Source organism: Rhodococcus sp. P-2 (assembly GCF_016598535.1).
GTDB classification, from domain to species: domain Bacteria; phylum Actinomycetota; class Actinomycetes; order Mycobacteriales; family Mycobacteriaceae; genus Rhodococcus_F; species Rhodococcus_F baikonurensis.
The window spans coordinates 982,125-1,007,504 of the sequence record NZ_CP066779.1 but is presented as its reverse complement, the minus strand read 5'-3'; the positions used below and the strand labels follow the sequence as shown (position 1 = coordinate 1,007,504).

Annotated in this window: 1 protein-coding gene (cut by a window edge); it reads left to right on the top strand. The window is 62.0% G+C overall.

Features of this window, described 5'->3' with window-relative positions; translation table 11 throughout:
- On the top strand, window positions 1-25,300 hold the 3' portion of the coding sequence (locus I7X09_RS04645) for a non-ribosomal peptide synthase/polyketide synthase (RefSeq protein ID WP_200315813.1). It extends 3,278 nt beyond the left edge of the window; 25,300 of the gene's 28,578 nt are visible here — the last part of the coding sequence; its start codon lies beyond the left edge, outside the window; the stop codon is at window positions 25,298-25,300.
- Window positions 25,301-25,380 lie beyond the last annotated feature (80 nt).

Below are 25,380 nucleotides of genomic sequence, written 5' to 3'. Positions count from 1 at the left end.
GTCGACACCCGCGTACAACCTTCCGTTCACGGTCCGGCTCACCGGTTCGGTGGACCCGTCCGCCCTGCATGCCGCGGTGATGGACCTTCTCGAGCGGCACGAGTCTCTGCGCACGATCTACCCCGATGTCGACGGAACCGCGCAACAGCTGGTTCTGCCGGTCGACCGGGCTGCAGTGGAGTTGAACCCGGTCAAGATTCGGAATTCGCATCTCGACGCGGCCCTGTTCGACGTGGCGTCTCGCGGCTTCGACGTGACGCTCGAAATTCCGGTACGGGTTGCCCTCTTCGAGGTGTCTCCGACGGACTACGTGCTGGTGATGGTTCTCCATCACATCGCTGCAGACGGACTGTCGTTCCGTCCGCTCGCACGTGACCTTCTCGTCGCATACTCGGCGCGAAGTGAGAAGTCGGCGCCGGCGTGGACGCCGCTGCCGATTCAGTACGCCGATTACGCGCTGTGGCAACGCGAAGCACTGGGATCCGACGAAGACCCCCGATCGGAATCGTCTCGCCAGATCAACTACTGGCGCCGGGCGCTCGCTGATCTGCCGGATCAGTTGGATCTGCCCACAGACCGACCTCGTCCTGCCGTCGCGTCCAATCACGGTGCCAAGCACCATTTTCAGATCAGCGAACGCACGACGCGCAAGCTGAACGAGTTGGCGCGTTCGAGGAGCGTCTCGCTGTTCATGGTGTTGCAGGCGGCCTATGCAACGCTGTTGAGCCGGATCAGTGGTACCTCCGACATCGCGATCGGTGCCCCGATCGGCGGGCGAGGCGATCAAGCACTCAACGACGTGATCGGCATGTTCGTGAACACCCTGGTGCTTCGCACCGAGGTCGATCCGAACGAACGGTTCGACGAGTTGCTCGCTCGGGTAAGGGAATCGGGGTTGTCTGCCTACGGGCACGCCGATGTGCCGTTCGAGCGGTTGGTCGAGGTGCTGAGCCCAGCGCGTTCGCAGGCTCGTCACCCGCTCTTCCAGGTTGCGCTCACTGCGGAGATCAGTGGACGACGCGAACTGGAATTCTCGGGCGTCAAAGCAGTGGCAGCTGAATTGGAAGTTCCGGTCGCCAAATTCGATCTCGAACTCATGGTGTCCGAGAATCCTGAAGGAACCGAAGACTCGGATGTCTTGAGTGCCACCTTCACCTACGCCACGGACTTGTTCGATCCGGCCACGGTGAACACCTTCGCTACTCGGTTCGTGCGCATTCTCGATGCAGTGGCTACCCGACCTGAAACGGTCGTCGGTGATGTAGACCTGCTCTCACGCCCAGAGCGCACCGATCTGACGGTCGTTGCCTCGGACGACGCGATGCCCCGGCAGAGTCTCGTCGACATCTTCCTGTCCGGCACGGCTGAAGCGGACTCGGTTGCTGTGCGCTTCGAGGGTCGATCGATCACCTACCGCGAGCTCGATGAGCAGTCGTCGAAACTCGCACGGGTTCTGATCGGACGTGGCGCAGGCCCCGAGACCATCGTTGCTCTCGCCTTTCCTCGCTCGTACGAGATGGTCTGTGCAGTATGGGCGGTGGCGAAGTCAGGGGCGGCGTACGTGCCAGTCGACCCGAGCTATCCGGAAGATCGTGTCCGGCACATGCTGGCCGATTCTTCGGCCGCGATCGGACTCACGTCGGCACAGTTCGTTGATCAACTCCCTGCGGTCACTGATTGGTTGGTCCTCGACAGCCAGGCTCTGAACGGAGAACTGTCGGCGCAATCTTCAGCGCCGGTCACGGACGAGGACCGAATCGCTCCGATTCACAGTTCACACGTTGCATACGTGATTTACACATCCGGTTCCACGGGAAAACCGAAGGGTGTCAGCGTAACTCACGGTGGTCTCCGTGGTGTCAGGGACGCAGCTCAGCGTCGGTACGGGGTGGATCAGACCTCGCGGTTCCTGCATATCTGTTCACCGAGCTTCGACCCGTCAGTGCTCGAATGGATGGTTGCCTTCTCAGCGGGTGCAACTTTGGTGATCGTTCCGTCGACGATAATCGGTGGACACGAGTTGTCGGATCTTCTTCATGCCGAGAAGGTCACACACGCCATCATCACACCCGCAGTACTCGGGACGATGGAGCCGGCAGAGCTGCCTGAATTGCGAGTCGTCTCCGTCGGCGGTGACATGACCACTCCCGAGTTGCTGGCGGAATGGGCTCCAGGGCGCGCCTACTTCAATGGGTACGGTCCGACCGAGACCACTATCATTTCGTCGTTCGGCGATCTCGCGATCGGCCGATCGATCGACATCGGGCGTCCCGTCGAGGGCATGTCTGCACTGGTACTCGACGAGCGTCTGCATCCGGTTCCCGTCGGTACCAGGGGAGAGCTCTACTTTGCGGGCGCTGCATTGGCTCGCGGCTACCACGAGCGGCGAGGTCTTTCTGCGGAACGGTTTGTGGCCAACCCGTATTCGCCGGACGGCGAGCGAATGTACCGGACCGGCGATGTCGTGCGCTGGACCGGCGGAGACGCGCGCGGCGACGCGGGGGTCCTCGAATACGTCGGCCGCAGTGACTTCCAGGTCAAGGTTCGCGGATTCCGTATCGAGCTCGGTGAGATCGACGCAGTTCTGTCCTCGCACGAGTCTGTGCGCTTCGCGGTGACGGTCGGAAGCGAAGGCGCGGCGGGTGTCACAACCCTCGTTTCCTACGTCGAACTGGCTAACGGTTCGAGTTTCGATCGGGACCTGCTCGCCTCGTTCGTTGCAGAATCTCTGCCGAGCTACATGGTTCCTTCCGTCATCATGGAGCTCGCCGAGGTTCCGTTGACACCGGTGGGCAAATTGGATCGCCGGGCTTTGCCGGAGCCTGTTTTCGAGGTCCGCGAGTTCCGTGCGCCCACCACTCCGGTGGAAGAGATTGTCGCGCAGGTGATCGCGGATGTTCTCGGCGTGGAACGAGTCGGCCTCGACGACGACTTTTTCGAACTCGGTGGCAACTCCCTGGTGGCCACCCAGGTCACCTCGAGGTTGGGACGGGCGCTCGATACCACCGTGCCGGTGCGGACGCTTTTCGACGTTTCCACCGTCGAGGCGCTCGCCGCACATATCGAGTCGCACGTAGGTGTCGGCGGGAAGAAGGCACTCGTCGCACAGGCGCGTCCCGCAGAAATCCCGTTGTCGTTGGCGCAGCAGCGCATGTGGTTCCTGAACCGTTTCGATACCGACTCCGCTGCTTACAACATCACTTTTGCACTGCACCTGACTGGCCATCTCGATGTGGCCGCGATGGAAATGGCGCTCGAGGACGTACTGGCCCGGCATGAAGTGCTCCGAACGGTATATCCGGACGGGGCTTCCGGACCGAAGCAGTCGATTCTGTCGCTTTCGGAGGCGTTCGGCGGACTGACCGTGGAGTCGGTTTCGGATCAGGACGAGCTCGAAAGTCGAGTCGCTGCAATCGGATCCTCAGCGATCGACGTCACCGTCGACGTGCCGATCCGTGTCCGCCTGTTGACGGTCAGCGACACCGAGCACACCCTCGCGATCGTGGTTCATCACATCGCCGCCGACGGTTGGTCGATGGCGCCTCTGGCACGCGATCTCATGATTGCCTACTCGGCACGCAAGGACGGGATTGCGCCGGCGTGGCACCCGTTGGCTGTGCAGTACGCCGACTATTCGTTGTGGCAGCGTGAGGTTCTGGGGTCCGAAGACGACCCGGAATCATTGATCTCGCAGCAGATTTCCTACTGGACCTCGACTCTGGCTGACCTACCGGATGTGATCGAGCTTCCGTCGGACCGGCCTCGACCCGACGTAGCCTCGATGCGCGGCGAACGATTCGCCTTCGAGATCTCCGGTGATGTGCACCGTCGATTGGACGCGTTGGCACGGGAGAACAACGCGACGCTCTTCATGGCGTTGCACTCGGCGCTTGCCGTTCTGATGGCCCGACTGAGCGGGACCTCGGACATTGCCGTGGGCACTCCCGTTGCCGGTCGTGGCGACGAGGCGCTCGACGATCTCGTCGGTATGTTCGTCAACACGCTTGTTCTGCGCACCGAGGTCGACCAGGCCCAGGCATTCACGGATCTGCTGGCTGCGGCGAGTGATTCTGCGCTCGGAGCGTTCGCTCACTCGGACGTGCCCTTCGAGCGGTTGGTGGACGTCTTGGCTCCGGCCAGGTCGCAGGCCAGACATCCGCTGTTCCAGGTTGTCCTGTCCTTGCAGAATCTCGCGCAAACGACACTCGAACTACCGGGCCTGGCTATCAAGGCCGCCGAAATCGACACCACCACTGCAAAGTTCGACCTCGAACTCGCAGTAACCGAGTCGATCGGCGAAGACGGGATCCAGCAAGGGCTCTCGGCCGAATTCACGTTTGCTGCAGATCTGTTCGACGTGTCGACGGTCGAAGGGTTTGCTCGGCGACTGGTTCGTATTCTCGAGACTGTCGTATCGATTCCCTCGATTGTCGTCGGTGACATCGACATTCTCGATGCGGCTGAGCGTGGTGCGCTGGCCGATGTTCGTGGAGGTCAGGCGGTCTCGGGAACCCTGGTCGAGATCCTCACAGCGGCGGCCGCTGTGGATCCGTCGGCGGATGCGATTCGCTTCGACGGTCAGTCGATCAGCTACCGCGAACTCGACGAGCGCTCGTCGCAACTCGCTCGTGTTCTGATGGCGAAGGGCGTCGGGCCGGAGGATCGGGTCGCGATCGCGATTCCGCGTTCGGCCGATTCGGTTCTCGCCCTGTGGGCAGTGGCGAAAACGGGTGCTGCATTCGTGCCCGTCGACCCGACGTATCCGGTTGACCGTATCGCCCACATGATTACCGATTCCGGTGCGGTGCTGGGTCTTGCGCTCAGTGACGTCGAGGCAGGATTGCCGTCGGCGTTGACGTGGGTTGTTCTCGACGACGAGAAGACAGTGGCGGCGTGCGCGGCAGAATCTTGCGCGCCGGTGAGTGATTCGGATCGACGTAGTGCGATCGACGAGCGGCAGCCTGCTTACGTCATCTACACCTCCGGCACCACGGGTCTGCCCAAGGGCGTCGTGGTCACCAATGCCGGCGTGGCGAATTTCTGTGCCGAGCAGGTCGATCGCTATGCGTTGATTAACGATGCTCGGACGCTCCATTTCGCATCGCCGAGTTTCGATGCTTCTGTTCTCGAGTTGCTGATGGCATTCGGAGCGGCATCGACGATGGTGATTGCGCCGACGACGGTGTACGGCGGCGCGGAATTGGCTGAGATCATGCGCTCGGAGGGCGTGACCCATGCGTTCGTGACGCCCGCTGCTCTGGCATCGGTGGATCCGAGTGGCCTCGACGCGTTGCGGGTGGTTGTCGTCGGTGGCGAAGCCAGTTCGCGGTCTCTCGTTGCCAAGTGGGCGGTGCCACTCCCGGGCGGCGGTGTGCGTGGATTCTTCAATGCGTACGGTCCGACGGAGTCGACGGTCGCGTCGAACATCAGTGATGCGCTGACCGCGTTTGACCGCATGAACATCGGCGGCCCGATTCGGGGTATGGCCGCGCGGATCTTGGACGGCCGCTTGCAGCCCGTTCCGGTTGGTGTCGCGGGTGAGTTGTACGTGTCGGGTGTTCAGGTCGCTCGTGGATACCTGGGACAGCCGGCATTGACAGCGGGTCGTTTTGTCGCGGACCCGTTCGGGGCGCCCGGTGAGCGGTTGTACCGCACGGGTGATGTGGTCCGGTGGATCGACGGTGGCGCGGTGGAGTACGTGGGCCGCAGCGACTTCCAGGTCAAGATCCGTGGGTTCCGTATCGAACTCGGCGAAATCGAGGCCGCACTGACCCGATGCGCGGGCGTTGCGCAAGCTGTAGCTCTTGTACGCTCCGACGATCACTTCGGCGATCGCCTCGTTGCCTACGTAGTGCCACAGGCCGGCGCCGAGGTGGATCCCGCACAGGTCATCGAGTCGGTGTCTACGTTCCTCACCGGCTACATGGTTCCCGACTCGGTCCTGGTGCTCGATTCGATTCCGTTGACCACCGCGGGCAAGACGGATATCAAAGCTCTCCCCTCACCCGCGTTCGAGTCGAAGGTCTACCAAGCGCCGGTCACGACCGTCGAAGAGACTGTCGCGCAGGTGTTCTCCGAAGTTCTCGGAGTGGCACAGGTCGGCCGAGACGATGATTTCTTCGAACTCGGAGGCAACTCGCTGGTCGCGACCCGGGTCGCCGCACGACTGGGGGAGGCGCTCGACACAAGCGTTCCGGTTCGTGCGCTCTTCGAAGCGTCGACCGTGCAGTCACTCGCCGTCCGGCTCGAGCTGCACGCCGGCTCGGGTGCCACAGCGCCGCTGGTGCCGCAGCCCCGGCCAGCTCGGATCCCACTTTCGTTGGCGCAGCAGCGCATGTGGTTCCTGAACAGGTTCGAACCGGAGTCTGCGGTCAACAATGTTCCGGCCGCGCTTCGTATCTCCGGAAATCTGGACATTGCCGCGCTTGACGCTGCAGTGCGCGATGTCGTCGAGCGCCACGAGGTGCTCCGTACGGTGTATCCGGAAACAGACGGGATCGGCTGTCAGGAAGTCCTTTCCGTGTCCGAGGTGTGGTCGGGACTTACCCCGGTTGCCGTCGCCGAAGTAGCGATCGAAGCCGAAATTGCCGCGCTGGTGACTGTCGGGTTCGACGTCACTACGGAAGTTCCGTTGCGCGTGCGGCTCTTCCGCGTGTCCAATGACGAGTATGTGTTGGCATTTGTCGTGCACCACATCTCCACCGACGGCTTCTCGATGGCGCCCCTGACGCGAGACCTTATGGTTGCCTACGAGGCTCGCACGCGTGGTCGCGCTCCGTCCTGGGCGCCGCTAGCGGTCCAATACGTCGATTACACACTGTGGCAGCGCGATGTCCTCGGTTCGGAGGGCGACACGCAGTCGTTGATCGCCCGCCAAATCGGATACTGGAGCGAAGCACTGGCCGAGTTGCCGGGGCAGCTCGAACTGCCCAACGACCGCCCTCGCCCGCAGCGCGCGTCGGGAGTCGGCGCCAACTACGACTTCACTATCGACGGACAGATGCAGCAGAGCCTAGAAGCCTTGGGCCGCATGCACAACGCATCTCTGTTCATGACTGTGCACGCAGCTCTTGCTGTGACACTGGCACGCTTGTCTGGTACGAACGACATCGCGATCGGAACGCCCGTTGCAGGTCGCGGGCGGGCGCAACTCGATGACCTTGTCGGCATGTTCGTCAACACTCTCGTGCTCCGTACTGAGATAGATCCGGCCGGTTCGTTTGCCGAATTGCTGTCGTCTGTGCGCGAGATGGATCTCGAGGCGTTCGCAAACGCAGATGTGCCCTTCGAACGTTTGGTCGAGGTCCTGGAACCGGTCCGCTCGCAGGCTCGCCATCCGCTATTTCAAGTCATGTTGTCGTTCCAGAACCTCTCGGGCGCCGAGCTGGTTCTCGGTGATCTGACGGTCTCGCCGCTGGTTACCGATCTTCCAGTTGCAAAGTTCGACTTGCAGTTGACGCTCACTGAAACATTCGACCGTTCCGGTGCTCCTTCCGGAATTGCAGCTCAGTTTACCTACGCAACAGACCTTTTCGACGAGTCGACAGTGGCCACTTTCGCGGACAGATTGTGCCGTGTCTTGGAAAGTATGACGACGGATTCCACGGCGCCGGTTGGTGAGGTGGAGATACTCGGAGATGGGGAGTCGTCGCAGATTCTGGAATGGTCGCGCGGACATCGCGCACCGCCGGCTGACGTCTCGATTCTCGGATTGTTCGCAAAGACAGTGGCCGAGTTCCCGGACCGGTCAGCCGTAATTGCCGGCAACCTGACGTTGTCGTACGCCGATCTGGATGTGCGTTCGTCCGTATTGGCAGCGGAGCTGGCTGTGGCCGGTGTGGGTGCGGACGATGTCGTGGGTGTGATGATTCCACGCTCATGGCAGTGGATCGTCGCATTGGTAGCAGTATGGAAGGCCGGGGCGGCCTATCTGCCGATCGACCCGTCACTGCCGGCGCAGCGGATTGACGCTGTTCTGTCCGATGTTGCTGCGCGGTGTGTAGTAGCTGTCGATGACGTCTCTGCGGCGGTGCCGGTAGTTCGCATTGGAGACGTGTCGGACACGGCAGGTATGCCGGTGTGGGTGGATCACTGGGTCGAGCTTGGCGCAGAATCTCGGGCAGGCTATGTAATTTCGACGTCGGGTTCTACCGGTCGTCCGAAGCCGACGATCGTTCCGATGGCAGGTATCACCAACACAGTCGAGTGGTATCGAAAGGAGATTCCGCCCGCTGCGAGTGTCCTGGTGGCGTCTTCGCCGAGTTTCGATCTGACACAGAAGAACGTGTGGGGTCCGCTTTCGAGTGGCGGAAGCGTGGTCGTGGCTTCCGCCGGATTCGATCCGTCGGAGATACTCGGTCTGGTGGCAAATTCGCCTGTGCAGGTGGCAAACATGTCTCCAAGCGCATTCGAAGCGTTGGTGGATGCGGATTCCGACGGTGTGTTGTCGGGCCTCGAAGTGGCTTTTCTCGGAGGCGAGCCGATTCAGGTGAGGCGCCTGGCCGCAGTGATGAACTCAGGTGTCCGAATCGTGAACAGCTACGGTCCGACGGAGGCGTCCGACGTCGTGTCACGGCGTGACGCGTCGGTCGATGACATCGCGGGTGTTCCGATCGGATCACCGATTCCCAATATCAATCTGTTCGTGCTGGATTCGCGGTTGCAGATCGTGCCAGTCGGTGTCGTAGGGGAGTTGTACGTCGGCGGTGTCGGAGTGGGTCGCGGCTACGGCGCGCGATTCGGCCTGACAGCGGAACGATTTGTGGCCAATTCGTTCGGCAGCAGTGGATCTCGCCTGTATCGGACAGGTGATCTGGTTCGCCGGAACCGCTCGGGAGAATTGGAATACCTGGGGCGCACCGATTTCCAGGTCAAGCTGCGTGGCCTCCGCATCGAACTCGGAGAAATCGAGTCGGCTCTGGTAGCAGTGGATACGGTGGCGTCGGCCGTCGTGACGGTGTATCGGGACCAACTGGTCGCGTACGTCGCGCCGGATTCCGGAGTTATCCAACCCGATGCCCTGCGGGCACACCTGGGTGATCGCCTGCCCGACTACATGGTCCCGGCGCTTTTCATCGTGCTCGACGCGATGCCACTCAACGCAAATGGAAAAGTCGATCGCCATGCTCTTCCTGAACCGGTTTTCGAGGTCGTAGCTTTCAGGGCCCCGGTCAGCCCGCTGGAAGAGGCTGTGGCGCAGACGTTCGCGGATGTCCTGGACCTCGAACGTGTCGGTTTGGACGACGACTTCTTTGCGCTCGGTGGCAACTCGCTGATCGCGACCCGGGTGATGTCGCGGCTGGGGCAAGCGCTGGAGACGAAGATTCCCGTTCGGGTGCTGTTCGACGCGTCGAGTGTGGAAGAACTCGCTGCGCGCATCGAAGGCCACGTCGGCGGCGACGGGGAACGAGCATTGACGGCGCGGGTGCGTCCGGCACAGGTGCCGTTGTCGTTGGCGCAGCAGCGCATGTGGTTCCTCAACCGATTCGACACCGTTTCTGCTGTCAACAATGTCCCCGTTGCCGTTCGACTCACGGGTGCGCTCGATCTGGCCGCCATGGATTCGGCAGTTCACGACGTTATCGGCCGCCACGAGGTTCTGCGCACGATCTACCCCGAGGTCGACGGTGTCGGCTACCAGAAGATCCTCTCGGTAGAAGATGTCTCGATCGATCTCGGTGCAGAGCGTGTCACAGACGACCGAATCCAGGCGGAGCTGTATTCGTTCTTCGCCCAGGGCTTCGATGTCACTGTCGAGGTTCCGTTGCGTGCCAAGCTTTTCCAGGTCGCCGATGACGACTTCGTGTTGTCGTTCGTGATGCATCACATCTCGACTGACGGTTTCTCGATGGGCCCGCTGACCCGCGACGTGATGACCGCCTACTACGCGCGAACCAACGGCCAGGCTCCGACCTGGACGCCGTTGCCGGTGCAGTACGCCGACTACTCGTTGTGGCAGCGTGAGGTTCTCGGGTCCGAGGACGATCCGCAGTCCGTCATCGCGCAGCAGATTTCGTTCTGGTCCGACACATTGGCTGATCTCCCGGAGCAATTGGATCTGCCTGGTGATCGTCCGCGCCCCGAGATTGCTTCAGGGCGTGGCGCCAATCACAGTTTCACGATTGAGCCACAGCTGTGGGCCGACGTTGAAGCTGCGGGTCAGACGGCGGGCGCAACCCCGTTCATGGTTGTCCACTCGGCATTGGCCGTGCTCTTGGCACGGTTGTCCGCGACAACAGACATCGCGATCGGCGCTCCCGTCGCCGGTCGTGGTGAAGCGCAGCTAGACGATCTGATCGGCATGTTCGTCAATACTTTGGTGCTGCGTACCGAGGTTGATCCGTCGATGTCGTTTGCCGAGTTGTTGGCGTCGACGCGTGAGGTGGATCTGCAGGCGTTCGCGCATGCGGATGTTCCGTTCGAGCGTGTGGTGGAGGTTCTCGATCCGGTTCGTTCGCAGGCTCGTCATCCGTTGTTCCAGGTGGCGTTGACGTTCCAGAACCTCGGTCAGACGTCTCTCGACATGCCCGGCCTCAGTGCTGCTGCAGTCGAGTTCGACGCCGCACTGGCCAAGTTCGACTTGCAGCTCACTCTCGAAGAGGCTGAAGCCGGAATGTCTGCGACCCTCACGTATGCGACGGATCTGTTCGACGAATCGACCGCTGTCGACTTCGCCGATCGCTTCCTGCATGTTCTGCGTGGCGTCACCGCGGATCCGAATCTCGCTGTCGGTGATGTGGACGTACTCACTGTCGGTGAGTTGGACCGTGTTCTCTCCTGGAGTGGGGTCGGCACCGATGGTGGTGTGGATTCGACGTTGTCGGCGTGGTTCGATGATGCTGCTGCGCGGTTTGGTGATCGGGTTGCGGTGCGGTTCGGTGACGAGTCGTTGTCGTATGGTGAGTTGTCGGTGCGGGCGAATCGTTTGGCGCGCAGGTTGATTGCTCAGGGTTGTGGTCCGGAGTCGTTGGTGGCGGTGGCGTTGCCGCGGTCGGCGGATCTTGTGGTGGCGTTGTTGGCGGTGGTGAAGTCCGGTGCGGGGTATTTGCCGGTGGATCCGTCGTATCCGAGTGATCGTGTCGAGTTCATGTTGGCCGATGCTGCTCCGGTGTGCGCGATTTCGTGGTCCGGGCGTGAGTTGGTGTTGCCTGTTGGTTTGCCGGTGGTCGATGTCGACGCGGTGGATGTGTCGGAGTTCGATGGTTCGGTGGTGACGGATGCGGATCGTGTTGCGCCGTTGCGGTCTTCGAATGTTGCGTATGTGATTTACACGTCGGGTTCGACGGGTCGCCCGAAGGGTGTGCAGGTTCCGCACACGACGGTGGCGAAGTTGTTTGCGAATACCGAGGGTGTGTACGGGTTCGACGAATCCGATGTGTGGACGATGTTCCACAGTTATGCGTTCGACTTCTCGGTGTGGGAGTTGTGGGGTCCGCTGTTGTACGGCGGCACGTTGGTGGTTGTGGATTATGTGACGTCGCGGTCGCCGGAGCAGTTCTTGGAGTTGCTTGCTGCTGAGCGGGTGACGGTGCTCAATCAGACGCCGTCGGCGTTCTATCAGTTGGCCGAGGCTGATCGGTTGGCGTCGGAATCCGGTCAGGCCGCCGAATTGTCGTTGCGGTGGGTTGTTTTCGGTGGCGAGGCGCTCGAGCTTCGACGCTTGTCGGACTGGTACGGCCGTCGCGGTGACAGTGCGCCGACGTTGGTGAACATGTACGGCATCACGGAGACGACGGTGCATGTGAGCCATCGTGTGTTGGATGCTGCGATGGCGGCGGATGCGTCGGCGAGTATTGTGGGTCAGGCTATTTCGGGTCTGCGGGTGTTCGTGTTGGATACGCGTTTGGCTCCGGTGCCGGTTGGTGTTGCGGGTGAGATGTATGTCGCTGGTGTGCAGTTGGCTCGGGGTTATCTGGGTCAGTCGGGGTTGACGTCGACGCGGTTTGTGGCGAATCCGTTCAATGCGGGCGAGGTGTTGTACCGCACGGGTGACGTGGCGTCGTGGAACAGTGCTGGTGATTTGGAGTATCTGGGTCGCGCGGATGATCAGGTGAAGATCCGTGGTTTCCGGATCGAGATCGGTGAGATCGAGTCTGCGGTGTTGGCGGATGTGTCGGTGGCGCAGACGGCGGTGGTTGTTCGTGAGGATTCTCCGGGTGATCAGCGGTTGGTGGCGTATGTGGTTCCGGCTGCGGGTGTGAGCGTGTCGGTCGACGATGTCCGCACCGGTGTGGGTTCGTTGTTGCCGGAGTACATGGTGCCGTCGGCGTTTGTGGTGTTGGATGCGATTCCGTTGACGGTGAACGGGAAGTTGGATCGTCGGGCGTTGCCGGTTCCGTCGTTGCAGGTTGCGGTGTTCCGTGCTCCGACGTCGGTGGTGGAAGAGGTTGTGGCGCAGACGTTTGCGGATGTTCTGGGCGTCGAGCGTGTTGGTTTGGATGATGATTTCTTTGCTCTCGGTGGTAACTCGCTGATTGCGACGCAGGTGACGTCTCGGTTGGGTCAGGCGTTGGATGCTTCGGTGTCGGTGCGGGAGTTGTTCGAGGCGTCGACGGTGGAGGCGTTGGCTGCTCGTTTGGGTTCTCATGTCGGTGGTGGTTCGCGTGCGGCGTTGACTGCGCAGGTGCGTCCGGCGCAGGTTCCGTTGTCGTTGGCGCAGCAGCGCATGTGGTTCCTCAACCAATTGGACCGCGAATCGGCAGCCAACAACATTCCGATGGCGATCACTCTCACTGGCGAGTTGGATCAGGCGGCGTTGTACGACGCTGTCGTGGACGTGTTGAAGCGTCACGAGGTTCTGCGCACGGTCTACCCCGAGGTCGACGGTGCCGGCTACCAGCGGATCTTGCCGGTGGCGGCAGTTCCGGTGAATCTGGCTCCCGTGCAAATCGAAGCATCCGACATCGTGGCGGCGGTGACGGACTTCGTCACGTCAGGCTTCGACGTCACCGCTGAGGTTCCATTGCGGGCCAAGCTCTTCCAGCTCGCGGAGGACTCGTTTGTACTGGCGATAGTGATTCACCACATCTCCACCGACGGTTTCTCGATGGGTCCGTTGACCCGGGACGTGATGACCGCGTACTTCGCCCGCTCACAGGGTCAAGCCCCGGTGTGGGCGCCGTTGCCGGTGCAGTATGCCGACTACGCACTGTGGCAGCGCGAGGTTCTCGGTTCCGAGGGTGACACGGAATCCGTACTCGCAGAGCAGATCGGCTACTGGGCCAAAGCTCTCGACGGAGTTCCGGACCAGATCACCTTGCCCAGTGACCGCGCGCGTCCAGCCGTGTTCACCGGCCGGGGAGCCACCTACAGCTTCCCGATTTCCGCGGATGTTCACCGCGGACTGGCCGCTGTGGGTCGCGAGCACCAGGCATCGCTGTTCATGGTGATGCACTCGGCGTTGGCAACACTTCTTGCCCGGTTGTCCGGCACCACCGACATCGCAGTCGGCACCCCGGTCGCCGGTCGCGGTGAAGCGCAGCTCGACGATCTGATCGGCATGTTCGTCAACACGCTCGTGCTGCGTACCGACGTCGATCCGGGGATGTGTTTCCTCGATCTGCTGACGTCGGCGCGTGAGAGTGATCTCGCGGCTTTCGCTCACGCAGACGTGCCGTTCGAGCGGCTGGTCGAGGTACTCGATCCGGTTCGTTCGCAGGCTCACAACCCGTTGTTCCAGGTTGCCTTGGCATTTCAGAACCTGGGGCAGAATAACCTGACGTTGCCGGGACTCGATATCACTGAATTCGATATCGCGGAAACTGTAGCGAAGTTCGACCTTCAGTTGACTCTGGTGGAAGCTGCCGATGGTCACGGCATGACGGCGACCTTCACCTATGCGACGGATCTCTTCGACGAGGGGACAGTTGTCTCCTTCGCCGAGCGGTTGACTAGAATTCTCGAGGCCGTCGCCGTGGATGCGACGCAGGCTGTCGGCGACATCAACATCCTCGAAGCGCCTGAGCGTATCGAATTGACCAGTCGCCGAGCGTCCTCGGGCATCGAGCCGAAGCCGTTGGCCGACATCCTGGCCGAGACCGCGTTGCTGTATCCCTCCAACGAAGCTCTCCGCTACCAGGATCGGTCGATGACGTACGCCGAGGTCGACGAGTGGTCGTCGCGCCTCGCCCGCGTCCTGATCGCTCGCGGTCTGGGCGCCGAAGACCTGGTCGCAGTGTCGATTCCGCGTTCTATCGAATCGGTCCTGCTGGTGTGGGCGGTATCCAAGACAGGCGCCGCCGTTGTTCCCATCGATCCGCACTACCCGGCTGACCGCATCGCGCATATGGTCTCCGACTCGGGCGTCTCGGTCGGTCTGACTCTCGAAGCTGAACTCGCAGGGCTTACCGACACCGTCGAGTGGCTTGCGATCGACAGTGCTGTTTGCGCGGAATTGATGGCAACGCAGGATAGTTCACCGATTCGTGAAGATGAGCGTGTGCGCCTCGTCCTTCCGGCGCATCCGGCCTGGGTGATCTACACGTCGGGCACAACAGGCTTGCCCAAGGGTGTTGTTGCTACGGGAGCAGGCCTCGCGAGCTTCAGCGCAACGCAGGCACAGCACTACCTGGTGACGCCGAACTCCCGCACGCTGCACTTCGCGTCACCGAGTTTCGACGCGTCGATGCTCGAACTGTTCCTGGCTGTCGCGACAGGCGCTGCCATGGTGATCGTCCCGACATCGATCTTCGGCGGCGACGAATTGACCGCGCTGTTCAAGTCCGAACGCGTCACACATGCCTTCATCACGCCCGCGGCGTTGGCTTCCATGGATCCGTCTGGCCTGAACGATCTCGAGGTGGTTGGTGTCGGCGGTGAGGCGTACTCGCCGGAGTTGATGGCCAAGTGGGCGGATCAGCCGAACCGTCGACGTACGTTCCTCAATGTCTACGGTCCCACCGAGACCACTATCGTCACCAATGTCAGTGTGCCGCTGATGCCGGGCGACCGGATGACCATCGGCGAAACCATCGGCGACATGGCCGCGTTTGTTCTCGACACACGTCTGCAGCCCGTTCCGGTTGGCGTTGCCGGTGAGCTGTACCTGTCGGGTCCCCAGGTCACCCGCGGATACCATCGCCGCCCGGGATTGAGCGCGGATCGCTTTGTTGCCAACCCGCACGGCCTGTCCGGTGAGCGCATGTACCGCACCGGTGATGTTGTGCGTTGGACTGACCGTTACCAGGTTGAGTACGTGGGCCGCAACGACTTCCAGGTGAAGATCCGTGGGTTCCGTATCGAGCTCGGTGAGATCGACGCGGCACTGACGGCACATTCGGACGTCGAGTTCGCCGCGACGATGGGCACCACGCTGACGTCCGGTGCTCCGGCGCTGGTGTCGTACGTGTTTGTCGGCAAGGAATCTGCTGTCAGCTCGGCGGATCTGAGTGAGTTCGTTTCACGCACTCTGCCGGCGCACATGGTGCCTGCGTCGATCATGGTTCTGACCGACATGCCGCTGACCCCGGCCGGCAAGCTGGACCGAAAGGCTCTGCCGGAGCCGGTATTCGAGGTCAAGGAGTTCCGCGCTCCCACGACCGAGATGGAACGCGTCCTCAGCGAGGTCTTTGCCGACGTTCTCGGCCTCGATCAGATCGGTACCGACGATTCGTTCTTCGCTCAGGGCGGAGACTCGATCATGTCGATCCAGTTGGTGTCCCGGGCCAAGGCCCGCGGTGTTCTGTTCACGCCCAAGGACGTGTTCGAGAACAAGACGGTGGCTGAGTTGGCCGAGGTTGCCGTCTTCGGCTCCGACGCCGATGCGATCACTGTTCTCGCCGAGATCGAAGGCGGCGGCATCGGTTGGATGCCGCTCACGCCGATCAAGCGATTCATGTTCGAACGGCCCGGCAGCTTCCAGCGTTTCAACCAGTTGTTGACGCTGGAGTTGCCGCTCGGCATCGACCGGACCGGTGTTGTCGACACACTGGCTGCCGTCATCAATCACCACGACATGTTCCGTTCGCGTCTGGTCGATGATCAGCGTGGTCCGGGCATGGCTGTGTCCGCGCCCGGAACCGTCGACGTTGATTCTTTGGTGCGACGGGTGCTGGTGGACCCCGCGATTTCGGGCGCAGACCTGACGGCCATCGCGTCGGGTGCTCTCGACGACGCTCTCGGCCGGTTGGATCCGGCCGCCGGTGTCATGGCTCAGTTCGTGTGGATCGACTTCGGTGACACACGCACCGGCCGATTGATCATGGCTGCGCATCACCTGATCGTCGACGGCGTCTCCTGGCGAATCATCGTGCCGGACTTGATTTCCGCGTGGGCTCAGCGCAGTGGCGGAAGTGCACCCGTGCTTGAACCGACGGGCACGTCCATGCGTACCTGGGCGCACTCGCTCGCTGCGGAATCACGATCAGACAAGCGACTGGCAGAACTGCCACGTTGGCGCAAGACGCTGTCGACTCCAGACCCGATTCTCGGTTCGCGGGCGTTCGATCCGTCCGTCGACGTTGCGGCAACAGTCGAGCGTGTGCGCGTGGAGGTGCCCACAGGCGTCACTGAAACCCTGCTGACAACTCTGCCCGAGGTGTTCCGCGGCGGAGCCAACGACGGTTTGCTGGCCGGACTTGCTCTGGCACTGGTGCGCTGGCGCCGTGAGCGGGGCATCGACAGCGAAGCGGCACTGCTCCAGCTCGAGGGCCACGGCCGCGAAGAGGGCGTCGTCCCGGGTGCCGATCTCTCACGCACCGTCGGCTGGTTCACGGCGGCCTTCCCCGTCGCACTCGACCTTGCCGGTATCGACATCGACGACGCCTTCGACGCCGGAGTTGCTGCGGGAGCGGCGATCAAGGCAGTCAAGGAGCAGTTGCTCGCCGCTCCCGACAAGGGTGTCGGCTACGGACTGCTGCGGTACGTCAACGACGACACCTGCACTGAGCTGTCGAAGCTGAGCAGCGGGCAGGTCAGCTTCAACTACCTGGGTCGCATTGTGGCGGAGGATATTCCGGCTGCAGCGCAAGGCCTCGGATGGATTCCGGCACGCGACTTCTCCGATGTCGCTGCGCCGGAAGACCCGGACATGCCGGCCAACAAGGTTGTCGACATCAATGCCATCGTCAACGACGGCCCTGACGGCGCGGTGCTCGAAGCGTCGTTTGCCTTCCCGAACGGATTGCTGAGCGCCACCGAGGTGCAAGCCCTGGCCGACCTGTGGGTCGGAGCACTCACAGCGCTGGCGCAGCACGCACAGGCCGTCGGCGCAGGCGGACTCACGCCGTCGGACGTGCCGCTGGTAACGCTGACCCAGCAGGATCTCGACGGGTTCGAGCAGCGTTTCCCCGCGGTGCAGGACGTCTGGCCGCTGGCTCCGCTGCAGTCGGGTCTGCTGTTCCACGCTGTCATGGCCGAGTCCACCGTCGACCTGTACTCCGTGCAGATGGTTCTCTCGCTGTCCGGCCGCGTCGACGCGGATCGCCTCCACGCCGCAGCACAGGCCATCATCGATCGTCACCCGAACCTGCGCACCGCATTTGTGGTCGACGGAACGGGTACGCCGGTCCAGGTAGTTCTCGGTGACATCGACGTGCCGTGGCGCGAACTGGATCTCACCACAATCGCTGACAGCGAAGAACGACGCCGCGAGTTGGATCGGATTCTTGTCGAGGACCAGGCCACGCACTTCGACATGTCGAACCCGCCGTTGATCAAGTTCACGCTGATCAAGATCGCGGCGAGCGAATACCGCCTTGTTGTGGCAAACCACCACATCATCCTCGACGGCTGGTCCATGCCGCTGCTGCTCCAGACGCTCCTCGGCCACTACGCCATGCGTGGGAACATTCCCGCTCAGACGCGGTCACTGAGCTACCGGAACTACCTCGCGTGGCTGGTCCAGCAGGATCGCAGTGTGTCCATGGATGCCTGGGCGAAAGCGTTGGGCGGCGTCGAAGAGCCGACGTTGTTGGCTCCCACCGTCGTTGGTCAGGAATTCAGTGCGCTGTCGCAGAAGTTGCAGATCTCGCTCAGCGAATCGGTGACCGCGACACTGACCGGTTTGGCATCGAGGACCGGCGTTACCGCCAACACGATCGTCCAGGCTGCCTGGGCAATTCTGCTGGGACGCATGACCGGTCGCCAGGACATTGTCTTCGGTGCCACGGTCTCCGGCCGTCCGCCACAACTCGACAGCGTCGAGAAGATGGTGGGTCTGTTCATCAACACGCTGCCCGTGCGTGTCCAACTGGATCTGGCCGAGTCCGTCGAGGCATTGCTCTCTCGGGTTCAGATCGAACAGGCGGGATTGCTCGATCACCATTACCTCGGCCTGACCGATGTGCAGAGCGCCGCGGGCGTCGGCGGACTCTTCGACACTCTGGTGATCTTCGAGTCCTACCCGGTCGACCGTGACGGTCTTGCAGCGCAAGCAGAGTTCTTGGACGGCATGGTGATCGACGATGTCGCCTCCGACGATTCCACGAACTACCCGCTCACACTGCTGATCGGTCTCGACGATCAACTGCACCTGACGCTTCGTTACCTACCCGACTTCTTCGACGAGTCGTACGCGCAGGCCCTGCTGGGTCGCCTCGAGACTCTGCTGACAGAAATCGGTGAAACGCCGTCCACTGCGGTCGGTGACGTCGAGGTCATGACGGCGCCTGAGCGTGCTTTGGTGCTCGAGTCGTGGAACGACACGTCTCGTCCGGTTGTGGGTGGGTTGTTGTTGGATGGTTTTGATTCTGTGGTGGGGGTTTGTTCGGGTTCGCGTGCGGTGGTGTGTGGGGATGTGGTGCTTTCGTATGGGGAGTTCGATGAGAGGGTTAATAGGTTTGCGCGTTATTTGATTGGTTTGGGTGTTGGGCCGGAGTCGTTGGTGGGGTTGGCTGTTCGGCGGTCGGTTGATTTGTTGGTTGGTTTGTATGCGATTGTGCGTGCGGGTGGGGCGTGGGTGCCGTTGGATCCTGATGCGCCGTCTTCGCGTAATGAGTATGTGTTGGATTCGGCGGATCCGGTGTGTGTGGTGTCGACGGAGCGTGATGGTTTCGTGGCGTCGGGTCGTCGGGTTGTGTGTGTGGATGTTGTTGATGTGTCTGGTTTTTCGGGTGCGCGGGTTTCTGATGTGGATCGGCGCTCGCCGTTGCGGGCGTCGGATACGGCGTATGTGATTTTCACGTCGGGGTCGACGGGTCGGCCGAAGGGTGTGGCGGTCTCGCATGCGGCGATTGTGAATCAGTTGGAGTTCATGCAGGGCGAGTATCGCTTGACGTCGTCTGATGTGTATTTGCAGAAGACGGCGACGACGTTCGATGTGTCGTTGTGGGGTTTTTTCATGCCGTTGCGGGTGGGTGCGGTGTTGGTGTTGGCGTCGGCTGATGGTCATCGGGATCCGGGGTATTTGGCGTCGGTGATTGATGATCAGGGTGTGTCGGTGACGGATTTTGTGCCGACGATGTTGTCGACGTTTTCGTCGTTGGTGGATCCGGGGTTGTTGGGTTCGTTGCGTGATGTGTTGGTGATCGGTGAGGCGTTGCCGGTGGAGGCGGTGCGTGAGTTCGGGTTGGTGTCGTCGGCGCGGTTGCATAATTTGTATGGTCCGACTGAGGCGGCGGTGTCGTTTACGTTTGCGGATGTGACGGCTGCTGGGTCGGGGACTGTGGTCTCGATTGGTGTGCCGGAGTGGAATTGCCGGGTGTTTGTGTTGGATTCGCGCCTTCGGCCGGTTGCTGTGGGTGTTGCGGGTGAGTTGTATTTGTCGGGTGTGCAGTTGGCTCGGGGGTATGTGGGTCGTCCGGATTTGAGTGCGGATCGGTTTGTGGCGTCGCCGTTCGGTTCGGGTGAGCGGATGTATCGGACGGGGGATCTTGTCCGTTGGAACTCGATTGGTGAGTTGGAGTACATCGGTCGTACTGATTTTCAGGTGAAGTTCCGTGGTCAGCGGATCGAGTTGGGGGAGATCGAGGCGGCGTTGGTGTCGCATGGGTCGGTGTTGTCGGCTGCGGTGGTGGTGCGTGGGTCGGCGATGGGTGATCAGTTGGTGGGGTATGTGGTGCCGGCGGTGGGGTCGGTTGTGGATGTGAGTGTGTTGCGGGGGTTTGTGGGGGAGCGGGTTCCGGGTTATATGGTTCCGGCTGCTGTGGTGGTGTTGGATGCGTTCCCACTTAATTCGTCGGGGAAGTTGGATCGGGCGTTGTTGCCGGAGCCGGTGTTCGAGGCTCGGGTGTTTCGGGCTCCGGTGTCGTCGGTGGAGTTGGTGGTGGCGTCGGCGTTTGTGGGTGTGTTGGGTGTTGATCGGGTGGGGTTGGATGATGATTTCTTCGAGTTGGGTGGCAACTCCCTCATCGCGACTCGGGTTGTCATGCGCATCGCCGAAGAACTCGAGACGGCCGTACCGGTTCGCCTTCTGTTCGAAGCGTCCACCGTTCAGGAACTCGCCGCACGTCTCGAATCACACGTCGGTGAAGGAAGCCGCCTTGCGCTGACAGCTCAGGATCGACCGGAAGAGATTCCGCTTTCTCTTGCGCAGCAACGTATGTGGTTCCTCAACCGGTTCGACGGCTCCGCCGGTGCCTACAACATGCCGTTTGCTCTGCGACTGAGCGGTGAACTCGATCTGGGCGCGATGCGTGCAGCGATCGGCGACGTAGTAGGCCGTCATGAAACCCTGCGCACTGTGTATCCGGAAACCGATTCGGGACCGGTCCAGGTCATCGAACCGGTAGGACATACACCGGTGGAATTGGACGTCGAAAGCGTCACGGAAGCCGAGATTGTCGGCAAGCTGGTCGAATTGGCGTCGACGAGGTTCGACGTGACGGCCGAAATCCCGCTGCGGATTCGGTTGTTCCAGTTAGCCGAGAACGAGTACGTCCTTGCCGTGGTGGTGCACCACATCGCCGCGGACGGTTCCTCGACTACTCCGTTCGCCCGTGACCTCGTCATGGCCTACGCGGCCAGGGCACAGGGAACGGCGCCGGGTTGGGCTCCGCTGAATGTGCAGTACGCGGATTACAGCTTGTGGCAGCGTGAGGTACTGGGAAGCGAGGAAGACCCGGAATCAGTGTCGTCCGAGCAGATCGCCTACTGGAGCCAGGCTTTGGCCGGGTTGCCCGATCAGCTGGACCTGCCGACGGACCGTCTGCGTCCCGCCGCGCAGTCGTACCGTGGGGGTTACCTCCACTTCGAGATCGATGCAGCAGTGCATCAGGGCTTGGCATCACTGGCCCGTGAGCACGGAACAACCTTGTTCATGGTCACGCACGCGGCATTCGCGGTCCTGTTGGCGCGCCTTTCCGGCACCGACGACATCGCCGTTGGCACCCCGATCGCGGGCCGTGGCGAGCGTGCGCTCGACGATCTGATCGGCATGTTCGTCAATACTCTGGTATTCCGGACACACGTCGACGGTTCCGACAGCTTCACGGAACTGCTTGCCCGCGTGAGAGAGAACGACCTGCAGGCGTTTGCGCACGCCGACGTTCCGTTCGAGCGACTGGTCGAAGTTCTCAACCCGGCACGTTCGACCGCTCGGCACCCGCTCTACCAGGTGGGCTTCCTCTTCCAGAACATGGAACAGGCAAGCCTGGAACTGCCTGGTCTCACGGTGAAGGGCCTGGAGATCGACAACGGTGTCGCTCAGTTCGATCTGCAGTTGATCGTCGGTGACAACTACGACGAGCGTGGCGTTGCCTCCGGCATCTCGGCCGTGTTCAGCTACGCGCACGACCTTTTCGACGAGTCGACAGTGCAGTCCTTCGCTGATCGGTTCAACACCGTTCTGGCAGCGGTGGTTGCCGATCCGTCGATCGTGGTCGGCGACATCGACGTGCTCGATCCGCGTGAGTCGAATCAGGTTCTGCAGGAATGGAATGCAACGGAGCAGGCACTCGACGCCGAGGCGACACTGGTCGATCTGTTCGATCAGCAGGTTGCCGCGCACGGTGATTCCGTCGCGTTGGTGCACGGGCTCGAATCGCTGACGTATGTGGAGTTCGACGACAAGGTCAACCGGCTCGCCCGTCACCTGATCGAACTGGGTGTCGGTCCGGAGTCGTTGGTGGCATTGGGAATGCGACGCTCCATCGACCTGGTGATCGGCATGTACGCCGTTGCCAAGGCAGGCGGCGGTTATGTTCCGATCGATCCGGATCATCCGGCCGATCGCACCGGGTACGTCCTCGAGATGGCCGCGCCGGTCTGCGTGCTCAGCAACGAGAACGACGCACCGTCGCTCGCGGGGATCGACAATGTTCTTCTCATCGACACCCTCGATCTGTCGCGCGTCTCCGGAGCGCCGGTGCGCGGCGACGAGCGGATCGCACCGCTTCGTTCGGCGAATACCGCGTACGTGATCTTCACGTCGGGATCGACCGGCAAGCCGAAGGGTGTGGCGCTGTCCCACGCCGCGATAGTCAATCAGCTTCTGTGGAAGCGTGATCGCTACGGTCTCGACCAGACCGACGCAATGTTGCTCAAGACTGCAGCGACGTTCGACCTCTCGGTCTGGGAGTTCTGGTCCGCGTTGACATCCGGGTCCCGCCTGGTCATCGCCGACCCGGACGGCCACAAGGACGCCGAGTACATGCTGGCGCTCATCGCTCAGGAGAAGGTGACGACGCTGCACGCGGTGCCGTCCATGCTCTCGATGCTGACGGCCGCAGCAGACGGCACTCTTCCGCAGTCGCTCGAGCGTGTCCTTGCCATCGGTGAGGCCTTGCCCGCGGCAACGGCGGCAGAGTTCCGCAAAATGTCCGACTCGGCACTCGTCAATCTGTACGGTCCGACCGAGGCTGCGGTGTCAGTGACCGCGCACGATGTGGACGAGAGCGACACCTCGTCGGTCTCGATCGGTGCCCCGGAATGGAATACGCAGGTCTACGTGCTCGACGAGCGACTGCATCCCGTTCCGGTCGGAGTTACCGGTGAGCTGTACCTGGCCGGAACCCAGTTGGCTCGCGGTTATCACGGCCGCGCCGACCTGACGTCGGAACGCTTTGTCGCCAACACCTTCGGAGAACCGGGCACACGTCTGTACCGCACCGGCGACCTCGTTGTCTGGCGCAGTGGCGGTGAACTCGAGTACGTCGATCGTGCCGACTTCCAGGTGAAGATCCGCGGCTACCGCATCGAACTCGGTGAGATCGAAGCTGTTATCAGAGCTGCTGAGTCCGTGGACGCCGCGGTTGTCGTCGCGAAAACCGATCCGCGACTGGGGGATCGACTGGTCGGGTACCTCGTTCCGCAGGCCGGAGCCACCGTCGACGTCGACAGCGTGAAGGCGGAACTCGTCCGCGAGTTGCCGAGTTACATGGTGCCGTCGGCGTTGATGGTGCTGAGCGAATTGCCGCTCAACATCAACGGCAAGATCGATCGAAAGGCGCTGCCGGAACCCGAATTCGAGGCAACGGAGTTCCGTGCCCCGAGCAATCCGGTCGAAGAGATCGTGGCCTCGGTGTTTGCCGAAGTCCTGGGCGTTCCACGAGTCGGGTTGGACGACGACTTCTTCGATCTCGGCGGGAACTCGCTGATCGCCACACAGGTCGTGGCCAGGTTGGGTCAGGCACTTGACGCCCAGATTCCGGTGCGGATCATCTTCGAAGCGTCGACTGTCGGACTGCTGGCGTCGCGGGTGCTCGAACACGCCGGTTCAGGTTCGCGGGCACAGTTGGTGGCGCAGGAACGGCCGTCGCAGATTCCGTTGTCGCTCGCTCAGCAGCGGATGTGGGTTCTCAACCAGATAGACCGCAGGTCTGCCGCGTACAACATCCCGGTCGCGATCCGGATGTCCGGCGATCTCGACGTCGCAGCATTGCAGTCGGCCGTCTCCGACCTTGTTGCTCGCCACGAGATCCTGCGGACGTTCTATCCCGATCTCGGGGACGGCCCGACGCAGTCGATTCAGTCCAAGTCGGCAGCCGTTGTCGACATGGCCGTGCTGTATGTCGGCGAAGACACGATTGGGGCCGAGGTCGCGAAGGTCGTCGGTCAGGGCTTCGACGTCACTGCCGGTGTTCCGCTGCGCGTTCGCCTGTTCCAGATCACGCCCACCGAGCATGTCCTGATCGTCGTGGTCCACCACATCAGCGGCGACGCGTTCTCGATGGCACCGATGATCAGGGACACGATGGTCGCGTACACGGCGCGTACCGGGGGAGCGGCACCCGAATGGGCTCCGCTCGAAGTCCAGTACGCGGATTACACGTTGTGGCAGCGCGACGTTCTGGGTTCCGAGGACGATCCGGACAGTGAACTGTCGACGCAGCTTGCCTACTGGACGCAGGAACTTGCCGGCGTTCCCGAACTTCTGGAACTGCCGACGGACCGTCCGCGTCCACCAACGCAGTCGATGAAGGGCGCGGACTTCCTGTTCACGCTCGGCGCCGACTCCACGCGTCGAATCGCGGAGATTGCGCGTGAGCAGAACTCGACCGTGTTCATGGTCGTGCACGCCGCGTTCTCGGTGCTGCTGTCCAAGCTCAGCGGCTCGAACGACATCGCGATCGGTACACCGGTGGCGGGTCGCGGCGAGCGAGTCCTGGACGACCTGGTCGGTATGTTCGTCAACACGCTGGTGTTGCGCACGCAGGTGAAACCGGCAACCACGTTTGTCGACCTGCTGCAGCAAGTGAAGGAGAAGGACCTCGCGGCGTTCGGAAACGCAGACGTGCCCTTCGAGCGTCTGGTCGAGCAGGTCGGCCGTGAGCGCTCGCAGGCATACTCACCGCTGTTCCAGGTGATGCTCACGTTCCAGAACATGGCACTGGGTACGTTTGCGCTGCCAGGGCTCGAACTGTCGGCGGTGGACGACGGATTCGACTCGGCGATGTTCGACCTGCAGCTCACCGGTATCGAGGAGTTCGACGAGGGCGGTACGCTGTCCGATATCCGGATGCGATTCACCTATGCAACCGATCTGTACGACGCCGCAACCATGGAACTGTTCGCGGCCAGGTTGCGGGCCGTGGTCGACGCCGTTGCCGCAGATCCGACGGTGGTTCTGCGGACCATCGACATCGTGACGGACTTCGAACGCGCGCTGATCGAGGCAGCCGAGCCGAAGACCGCCGCCGATCTTCCGGACCTCGCATCAGCGGCCGCCGCAGCAGATCCGACGGCGGTTGCCTTCACGCACGGTGACACCGCGGTGACCTTCACACAGCTGGCCGAAAAACTGGCTGTGATGAAGCAGACGATGGGTGCGGCGCTCACTGCCGACGCATTGGTCTCGGTTTCGCTGAACGGTCTGGTTCCGGGCATTCTTCCGGCACTAGGCGCCGACGGTATTACCTCGCTCGTCCAGTCTTTGATAACTGACGCGCAGGCCACGCTGGGGAAGGGTTCCGGTACGGACGGGTAATATGCAGTATTTGCCCCATGGGCGTTGATCTGTACGACCAGTCGTGCGTTGGATCTGCGCCGTGCTGTCGTCAGTTGGAG